Here is a 9,213-nt window from a genome sequence, read left to right as displayed (position 1 = left end):
TCGCTTCGCTATTCGTGAAGGCGGCCGTACTGTAGGCGCTGGTGTTGTTGCTAACGTACTAAACTAATCTATCAGTCTCAGTAATGAGCTGTTAATTTAGTCATAAAAAGGCCACCCTGTTTTGGGTGGCTTTTTTTTGTGTAATGCTAGAACCGATTGAAGTGAGTGTTGTCTTAAACCACAATAGTTTTTCATGGCTTTAATTGATAGAGTTAGCAATTTATTTATGATATATCGTATTGTAATCTGTGGCATAGCTTGATATATTAGCGCTGCACTTAGCGTGAGTCGCTAACCTCAGCGATAGTAGAGGAGTTGTAAACACTACAACTTTTCTAGATAAGTGCAAAATCAGGTAAAAATGATAATTTTACCGTCAAAGGCTTGCATTTTATGTTGAATATTGTATAATGCTGTCCTTTACACCCATAGGCGATTGGCTCAATTGGTAGAGCATCGGTCTCCAAAACCGAGGGTTGTAGGTTCGAGTCCTACATCGCCTGCCATCTTCTTATCTCATCTTTGTTGTACCCCACCATCTCCGAAGCGAGTTCTTTATGAGCAATAATCAGGATAGCCTCGAGACTAAGTTATCTGATGCCAAGGCGGTTGCTGGTGGAATGCTGTCTAAAGATAAGCATATCTCAGCGAGCGGTACTTCTGCTGTTGAAGTTGCTAAGACTGGCTCAATAAAAGATGTGATTTTGTGGCTACTTGCTGCAGCTGTTTTAATCGGTGCGACTCTAGTTAATCAATACCTACCAGGCTATTGGCAACCTGCCAACGATGTTTGGGTACGTATTGGTATTATTGTCGCATTTATTGTATTTGCATTAGTATGCTTGGCATTAACGCATCAAGGCCGTGCTTTTAAGATTTTGCTAAAAGACGCCACTGTTGAGTTACGCCGAGTCACATGGCCAAGTAAAGACGAAACCTTTCAATACACATGGCAAGTTATTGTTGTGATTGCGATTGCTGGGTTTTTTGTTTGGTTGTTAGATAACTTTTTTAATTGGTTTGTTGGTATCTTTATCGGTTAATAGCACGTATTAGTGACTAGTAATTTGATATTTTCTGACAACAATTTAATTTATAACGATCAGGAGCGTGATATGCGTTGGTATATTGTCCAAGCGTTTTCAGGATATGAAAAACAAGTACAACGTTCATTAACTGACCGTATCAATCGTAGTGATTTCACTGAGTCATTTGGTGATGTATTGGTCCCTACTGAAGAAGTCGTCGAAATGAGAGACGGCAAAAAGCGTAAGAGTGAGCGTAAATTCTTTCCAGGATACGTATTGATCCAAATGGAAATGAATGACAATACTTGGCACATCGTTAAAGAGTGTCCACGTATTATGGGCTTTATCGGTGGTACGCCTGAGATGCCTGCACCGATTACGCAAGTAGAAGCTGACCGTATTCTAAACCGTTTGAATCAGACTGAAACTGACCCTCGTCCTAAGACTCTGTTTGAGCCAGGCGAAGAGTTGTTGGTCATCGACGGTCCATTCACTGACTTTAAGGGAATGGTTGAAAAAGTCGATTACGAGAAATCTAAACTACATTTGACTGTAAACGTATTTAACAGGCCAACTCAGGTTGAGCTTGAATTTAGCAAAGTTGAGAAGCTAGACTAAACCCACAACGAATTCATCAACCGGGGAGCTGTTAGTCAATCGGATATACATCGGTTTGATTCAGCGTTATTACCCATTTAGGAGAGTATCATGGCTAAGAAGATTGATGGTTACATCAAACTGCAAGTGCCTGCAGGCAAAGCAAATCCTTCACCACCTATTGGTCCAGCTTTGGGTCAAAAAGGCGTGAACATCATGGCGTTCTGTAAAGAATTTAACGCTGCGACCTCAAATCAAGAGCCGGGTCTACCGATTCCTACTGAGATCACTGTATATAGCGATAAGTCTTTCACGTTCATCATGAAATCACCACCAGCTGCGTATTTACTACGTAAAGCTGCTGGCATTGCTAAAGGTTCTGGTACGCCGAACACTGCTAAAGTCGGTAAAGTTGACCGTGCACAACTAGAAGATATCGTTAAGACCAAAACTGCAGATTTAACTGCTGCTGATCTTGATGCTGCTGTCCGTACCATCGCTGGTACTGCACGTTCAATGGGTATTACCGTGGAGGGTGTGTAAATGAGCAAGCTAACCAAACGTCAAAAAGAGATTCAAAGCCGTATTGATAACGAAAAGCAATACACTCTTGAAGAAGCGGTTCAAATCCTTAACGATTTGCCAGCGCTTAAATTCAAAGAGTCTATTGATATCGCAGTAAACTTGGGCGTTGACCCACGTAAATCTGATCAAGTAGTTCGTGGCGCAACCAACCTACCTGCTGGTACTGGTAAAACCAAACGCGTTGCTGTATTCGCTCAAGGCGCTGCTGCTGAAGCCGCTAAAGAAGCTGGTGCAGACATCGTTGGTTTCGAAGACCTAGCAGAGTCAATCAAAGCCGGTAACATGGACTTTGATGTTGTGATCGCAGCTCCTGATGCTATGCGTGTTGTTGGTCAGTTGGGTACTATCCTAGGTCCACGTGGCCTAATGCCTAACCCAAAGGTTGGTACAGTTACACCAAACGTTGCTGAAGCTGTGACTAATGCGAAAGCTGGTCAAGCACAGTACCGTGTTGATAAAGCTGGTATCATCCATGCGACTATCGGTCAAGTTGGTTTCACTGCTGAGCAAATTATGCAAAATGCTCAAGCACTAATCACAGATCTAAAGCGTGCTAAGCCTGCTACGTCTAAAGGTACTTTCATCAAAAAAATTACCTTGTCTAGCACGATGGGCCCAGGTCTAACGATCGATGCAGTTCCTTATCGTACTGCAAAATAATTAAGTACCCACTCTTCAAATATTTTGAATGATGAGTACAAACTATATTTAATAAATTAGGTCAGCGTAGTATTTACTACGCTGTCTAAGACCGTAGGTAGAGAGTGGTTCAGAGTCATAAATAACGATTTTAGAATGGTTAATTATGAGAACGAGTTATTCTTGTTAATCGACGACAGATGAAAATCTTAGTTGTCCTACGCAGACGGTGATCCACCCAGTTGTTGATAAGAGCCGATAGTTCAATCTATCACTTGATGTCATTCTGATAACGGTGCCGTAATCAGTCGTTACTAATAAAATCTATTGCTATAGAGTTTAGAAGTAACGTGTCGTATCAAGTCAATCTAAGTCAGTCGCTTGATCATTGAGGACTTCGGTTTTTAGTTATTAAGACACTGAGCAGATTGATAAGATTAAAGGAGTCAACTTATGGCATTAACGCTAGAGCAAAAACAACAAGTTGTGGCTGAAGTGTCTGAAGTTGCTGCTAATGCTTACTCAGCAGTAGCTGCCGAATATCATGGTATTGGTGTTGCAAAGCTTACTAAGCTGCGCGAACAAGCCCGTGAAAAAGGCGTTGTTTTGAAAGTGGTAAAAAATACACTAGCAAAACGCGCTTTTGAAGGCACTAAGTTTGAGAGCATGTCAGACCGTATGACTGGTCCACTACTTTTGGCTTTCTCTATGGAAGACTTGGGATCTGCAGCAAGAGTCGTTTTCGACTTTAGCAAAGATAACAAAGCTTTAGAGACCAAATTAGTATCAGTCGGTGGTGTTGTTTATGGTCCAGAAGAGCTAGAGCGCGTATCGAAGCTACCAACTCGCGACGAAGCACTCTCTATCTTGATGGCTACTATGAATGCACCAGTGACCAAACTTGTCCAGACTATGAACGCTGTTCCTGGCAAGTTGGTTCGCACTGTAGCGGCAATCAAAGACGCAAAAGAAGCTGCTTAATTGCTTGTTTTAACGTAACTTTAACATCGCTATTCTTGGTTGCAATTCATTGCCAACACTACTTAAAATTGTGGCAAGCAATCAAAGCGATATTAGAATCAATTAATTTTTATCAGATAACGGAGAGTTCTCATGGCACTATCTAAAGATGACGTGTTAAACGCAATTGCTGAAATGTCAGTAATGGATATCGTTGAATTAATCAGCGCTATGGAAGAAAAATTCGGCGTAACAGCTGCTGTTGCTGCTGCACCTGCTGCTGCTGGCCCTGCTGCTGCTGCTGCTGAAGAAAAAGACGAGTTTGACGTAGTTCTTGCCAGCTTTGGCGAGAAGAAAGTTGGCGTAATCAAAGCCGTACGTGAAGCTACTGGTCTTGGCTTGAAAGAAGCGAAAGATTTGGTTGAAAGCGCTCCAGCTCCAATCAAAGAAGGCGTTAACAAAGCTGAAGCTGAAGAGTTGAAAAAGAAACTTGAAGAAGCTGGTGCAACTGTTGAACTGAAATAAGTTTAACGCTGTACTAAAAAAAGCTGGTAATGCCTTGCATTGCCAGCTTTTTTTTATTATAATTCGTAGCTTGACCTTTTGTGTCTGCCAACAGTCGTATGCAACAACACGGTGGATACCCATCAAAAGGACACACGATATACATGCAAGTACACATACCAGTTTTTGAAATCAGTTAATATGAGCTAAACGTCCGTAGATGTTTGGCATTTCTTTGTGTCTGCATGCTTTCCTATTAACACTATAGTTTATACTGATTCTAGAAGTTATAGTTACCCCGATTATTATTAATTCTGAAAAGCTTTTGACCTTAGGTTGCTCGCTGAATGTAAATTTACTGTCAGTGATTGGATTGATAGACAGTGCGTATTTGTAGCGGCTTTGGTTTGATAGTAAATAGTTTAGATGGCAAGTAGCCTAGATGCAATCCTAATAGACGTTATTTTTTATTAGCGTATTTATAAAGTAGGCCTGATAGGCCATGAATTATAGATTAATATGATATTGAATTTTGTGGTTGCAACAGTCATATAGACTGATTCACCAACCATAAACTTTGGCATTGCCGACAAGATTAAGTGAAGTGTGCTAGGTAAGCACTGGTGAGTAAAGTAGTAATTGACAGAAAAGATATGAACTGAACACGAAGACCCGTTTTATATTATCGTTTACGTCGCCACGTTTGCATCGTATTTATGCATACTGGCCACGCTTTTAATTTGTTTCCACGTTTACTGTAAGGACTCTCGATGGCATATTCTTATACTGAAAAAAAGCGTATTCGCAAAAGTTTTGCTGAATTGCCCACTGTAATGGACATTCCCTATTTACTGTCTATTCAAGTAGATTCTTATGAGCAATTTTTGCAAGAGCACAAAAAGCCGAAAGCTCGTGAGAATACTGGTTTGCAAGCTGCGTATTCCTCTATTTTCCCAATTGAGAGTCACTCTGGTAATGCAGAGCTACAATTTGTTGAGTACTATTTAGGTACGCCTGAATTTGATGAGCGTGAGTGTATCTTACGTGGTTCAACCTTTGCTGCGCCTATGCGTGTCAAAATCCGTTTGATCATCAAAGACAAAGACAGCAAAGACAAAGACAGCAAAGCCGCTATTAAAGATATCCGTGAGCAAAGCGTTTACATGGGCGAGATGCCTTTGATGACGGCTAACGGTACTTTTATTATCAATGGTACTGAGCGTGTTATCGTATCTCAGTTACATCGTTCACCTGGTGTGTTCTTTGACCATGATAAAGGTAAGTCACATTCAAGTGGTAAAGTGCTTTATAACGCCCGTATCATTCCTTACCGTGGTTCATGGTTAGACTTTGAATTTGATGCAAAAGACTTAGTCTTTGCTCGTATTGACCGTCGCCGTAAGCTATTGGCTTCTATCATTCTACGTGCACTTGGTCTAACGACTTCTGAAATCTTAGATTTATTCTTTGATAAAGTTGCCGTATATAAAGCCGAAGAGACGTTTGAGATTGATCTGGTTGCTGATCGTCTACGTGGCGAGATGGCTCAGTTCGATATCGTATCACCTGAAGGTGATGTGATCGTAGAGCAGGGCAAACGCATCAACGCACGCCGCATCCGTCAGCTTGAAGAAGCAGGTATGACGAAGATTGCTGTGCCTGATGAGTACTTATATGAGCGTATTCTAGCCGAAGACATCATTGTTAATGATGAAGTCATCGCTCGTGCTAACACGCCAATCGACCATGAATTATTGGTTAAATTGAGCGCGTTTGAAGCCAGTGAGTCTATCAAAGAATTCAGCATTCTATTCACGAACGATATCGATCAGGGTAGTTATATTGCTGACACGCTACGTGCTGATAGTACCTCAAGCCGTGAAGAAGCATTGATCGAAATCTATAAAGTGATGCGTCCAGGTGAGCCACCAACGGTTGAGACTGCTGAGAAACTGTTTGAGAGCATGTTCTTCAATGCAGATCGTTATGACTTATCAAACGTCGGTCGTATGAAATTCAACCGTCGTCTTGGTTTAGAATTTGACAATACTGATGATCCAGATATCCAACGTGAACGCAGCGTATTGACCAATGATGATATCGTTAACGTTCTAAAAGAGCTTATCGAGATTCGTAACGGTCGCGGTGAAGTCGATGATATCGATCACTTAGGTAACCGCCGTATTCGTTCAGTGGGCGAGATGGCAGAAAACCAATTCCGTGTTGGCCTAGTACGTGTTGAGCGTGCGGTTAAAGAGCGTTTGAGCTCAGCGGAATCTGATAACTTGTCACCACAAGATTTGATTAACTCAAAGCCAGTAGCGGCTGCGGTGAAAGAATTCTTTGGTTCAAGCCAGTTGTCACAGTTTATGGATCAGAACAACCCGTTGTCTGAAGTGACTCACAAACGCCGTGTATCAGCGTTAGGACCTGGTGGTCTGACTCGTGAACGTGCAGGCTTTGAAGTACGTGACGTACATGACACCCATTATGGCCGTGTATGCCCGATTGAGACTCCTGAAGGTCCAAACATTGGTCTGATCAACTCACTAGCGACCTTTGCTAAAACCAACAGCTTTGGCTTCCTAGAGACGCCATATCGCCGTGTGGTTGATGGTAAAGTTACAGATGTTATTGAGTATCTATCAGCGATCGAAGAAGTCGGTACGGTTATTGCTCAGGCTGATTCACCAGTAACTGCAGAAGGCGCGTTATCTGATGAGATGGTCAGTGTGCGTAGCTATGGTGAATTCGTTCGTATGCCGCCAGAGAAAGTGACGCATATGGATGTGTCACCAAGTCAGGTTGTATCAGTTGCAGCCGGCCTAATTCCGTTCCTAGAGCATGATGATGCTAACCGTGCCTTGATGGGCTCGAACATGCAGCGTCAGGCTGTTCCTACGCTACGTGCTGATAAGCCATTAGTAGGTACTGGTATGGAGCGTCACGTTGCTCGTGACTCTGGTGTTTGTGTAATTGCTAAGCGTGGCGGTGTGATTGAAGATGTAGATGCCTCACGCATTGTTGTTCGTGTAAACGAAGAAGAAATGGTCGCTGGTGAAGCGGGTATTGATATTTATAACTTAGTCAAATACACACGCTCTAACCAAAACACTTGTATCAACCAACGCATCATTGTTAACCAAGGTGACGAGATTGCTTTGGGTGATATCTTGGCTGATGGTCCATCAACGGATCTTGGTGAGCTTGCCCTAGGTCAGAACATTCGCATTGCATTTATGCCGTGGAATGGTTACAACTTCGAAGATTCAATCTTGCTGTCTGAAAAAGTGGTTAAAGAAGATCGTTTCACTACGATTCATATTCAAGAATTGACTTGTGTGGCTCGTGATACCAAATTGGGTACAGAAGAGATCACCGCTGATATTCCAAACGTTGGTGAAGCTGCATTATCAAGTCTTGATGAAGCAGGTATCGTCTATATCGGTGCTGAAGTTGACGCTGGTGATATCTTAGTTGGTAAAGTCACACCAAAAGGTGAGACGCAACTAACGCCAGAAGAGAAACTACTCCGGGCTATCTTTGGTGAAAAAGCTGCTGATGTAAAAGACACGTCATTACGTGTTCCAACATCAAGCAAAGGTACGGTTATTGACGTACAAGTATTTACCCGTGACGGCGTTGAAAAAGATGCCCGTGCACGTGCCATCGAAAAGTCGCAACTTGATAGCTATCGTAAAGATTTGAAAGAAGAGCTACGTATCTTTGAAGACGCAGCACGTGGTCGTATTGGTAATCTATTAGATGGCCAAAAAGTCAGTGGCGGTTCTGGTCTGAAAGCCGGTACAGTTATGGCATTGGCTGATATGAAAGATATGAGCCTTGAGACCTTGCTTGATATCCAGCCAGTTGAAGAAGAAATCTCTGAGCGTCTGACGCAAATCGCCGAATACTTGGTTGATAAGCAAAAAGACATCGATGTGAAATTTGCTGAGAAAAAACGCAAACTAACGGCAGGTGATGACTTACAACATGGCGTACAAAAAATCGTTAAAGTATATCTAGCGGTTAAGCGTCGTATTCAGCCTGGTGATAAAATGGCTGGTCGTCATGGTAACAAAGGTGTGGTATCACGCATCATGCCAGTTGAAGACATGCCTTATGATGAGAATGGTAATACGGTTGACATCGTATTGAACCCACTTGGTGTACCATCTCGTATGAACATCGGTCAGGTTCTAGAGACGCATTTGGGTATGGCAGCCAAAGGTTTGGGTGAGAAGATCGATGGTATGCTGAAATCTCAAGCAGCGATCAAAGAGCTACGTGGTTTCTTAGACAAAATCTATAACCAAGTAGGCGGCGAGCAAGTTGATCTTGATAGCTTGAGTGATGATGACATCATGGCATTATCAGACAACTTACGCGGCGGTGTACCAATGGGCACCGCAGTGTTTGATGGTGCAAGAGAGAGCCAAGTCAAAGACTTGCTAGAGCTTGCTGGTATGGACCGTGATGGTCAGCAGACATTGTATGATGGTCGTACTGGTCAGAAGTTTGACCGTAAAGTGACCGTTGGTTATATGTACATGCTCAAACTTAACCATTTGGTTGATGACAAAATGCATGCACGTTCTACGGGTTCTTATTCTCTAGTGACACAGCAGCCACTCGGCGGTAAAGCGCAGTTCGGTGGTCAGCGCTTCGGTGAGATGGAAGTCTGGGCACTAGAAGCTTATGGCGCGACTTACACGTTGCAGGAAATGCTGACTGTGAAGTCGGATGACGTTGAAGGTCGTACGCGTATGTACAAAAACATCGTTGATGGTGAGCAGTATATGGATCCAGGTATGCCTGAATCGTTTAACGTACTGACCAAAGAAATCAAATCATTGGGTATTAATATTGAGTTAAAACAAACCCATTAAGCACGGCGGAC

The 9,213-nt window shown here is 42.6% G+C and carries 7 protein-coding genes, 1 tRNA gene and 1 pseudogene; all 9 read left to right on the top strand.

Annotation, left to right across the window (positions count from 1 at the left end):
* A pseudogene (locus IP485_RS12590) lies at window positions 1–67 on the top strand (elongation factor Tu); the annotation flags it as partial.
* A 363-nt stretch (window positions 68–430) separates the two neighbouring features.
* A tRNA-Trp gene (locus IP485_RS12585) sits at window positions 431–506 on the top strand.
* Window positions 507–557: 51 nt separating this feature from the next.
* On the top strand, window positions 558–1,043 hold the full coding sequence (secE, locus tag IP485_RS12580) for a preprotein translocase subunit SecE (RefSeq protein WP_194364537.1): 486 nt from the start codon (window positions 558–560) through the stop codon (window positions 1,041–1,043).
* A 72-nt stretch (window positions 1,044–1,115) separates the two neighbouring features.
* Window positions 1,116–1,646 (top strand): transcription termination/antitermination protein NusG, encoded by a 531-nt coding sequence (gene nusG / locus IP485_RS12575; RefSeq protein ID WP_194364538.1) that lies wholly within the window; start codon window positions 1,116–1,118, stop codon window positions 1,644–1,646.
* A 90-nt stretch (window positions 1,647–1,736) separates the two neighbouring features.
* On the top strand, window positions 1,737–2,168 hold the full coding sequence (gene rplK / locus IP485_RS12570; protein WP_194364539.1) for a 50S ribosomal protein L11: 432 nt from the start codon (window positions 1,737–1,739) through the stop codon (window positions 2,166–2,168).
* Window positions 2,169–2,870, top strand: a complete 702-nt coding sequence (gene rplA / locus IP485_RS12565) for a 50S ribosomal protein L1 (RefSeq protein ID WP_198327493.1) — start codon at window positions 2,169–2,171, stop codon at window positions 2,868–2,870.
* Between the two features lie 432 nt (window positions 2,871–3,302).
* Window positions 3,303–3,830 (top strand): 50S ribosomal protein L10, encoded by a 528-nt coding sequence (rplJ, locus tag IP485_RS12560; RefSeq protein WP_194364541.1) that lies wholly within the window; start codon window positions 3,303–3,305, stop codon window positions 3,828–3,830.
* Window positions 3,831–3,962: 132 nt separating this feature from the next.
* Window positions 3,963–4,334, top strand: a complete 372-nt coding sequence (gene rplL, locus IP485_RS12555; protein WP_011514491.1) for a 50S ribosomal protein L7/L12 — start codon at window positions 3,963–3,965, stop codon at window positions 4,332–4,334.
* A 749-nt stretch (window positions 4,335–5,083) separates the two neighbouring features.
* The gene (gene rpoB / locus IP485_RS12550; protein ID WP_194364542.1) at window positions 5,084–9,202 is read left to right on the top strand and encodes a DNA-directed RNA polymerase subunit beta; all 4,119 of its coding nucleotides are present in this window, start codon (window positions 5,084–5,086) and stop codon (window positions 9,200–9,202) included.
* Window positions 9,203–9,213: the final 11 nt, after the last annotated feature.

Origin of the sequence: Psychrobacter sp. NG27 (genome assembly GCF_016106655.1) — a bacterium.
Lineage (GTDB): Bacteria > Pseudomonadota > Gammaproteobacteria > Pseudomonadales > Moraxellaceae > Psychrobacter.
The sequence above is the reverse complement of the archived record's forward strand: the minus strand, read 5'-3'. Positions and strand labels throughout refer to the sequence as shown.

What these genes read in the sequence shown, in the direction of transcription:
- rplL (WP_011514491.1), top strand. Translation starts at nt 3,963, where the DNA reads ATGGCACTATCTAAAGATGACGTGTTAAACGCAATTGCTGAAATGTCA.
- rplJ (WP_194364541.1), top strand. Translation starts at nt 3,303, where the DNA reads ATGGCATTAACGCTAGAGCAAAAACAACAAGTTGTGGCTGAAGTGTCT.
- rpoB (WP_194364542.1), top strand. Translation starts at nt 5,084, where the DNA reads ATGGCATATTCTTATACTGAAAAAAAGCGTATTCGCAAAAGTTTTGCT.
- rplK (WP_194364539.1), top strand. Translation starts at nt 1,737, where the DNA reads ATGGCTAAGAAGATTGATGGTTACATCAAACTGCAAGTGCCTGCAGGC.
- rplA (WP_198327493.1), top strand. Translation starts at nt 2,169, where the DNA reads ATGAGCAAGCTAACCAAACGTCAAAAAGAGATTCAAAGCCGTATTGAT.
- nusG (WP_194364538.1), top strand. Translation starts at nt 1,116, where the DNA reads ATGCGTTGGTATATTGTCCAAGCGTTTTCAGGATATGAAAAACAAGTA.
- secE (WP_194364537.1), top strand. Translation starts at nt 558, where the DNA reads ATGAGCAATAATCAGGATAGCCTCGAGACTAAGTTATCTGATGCCAAG.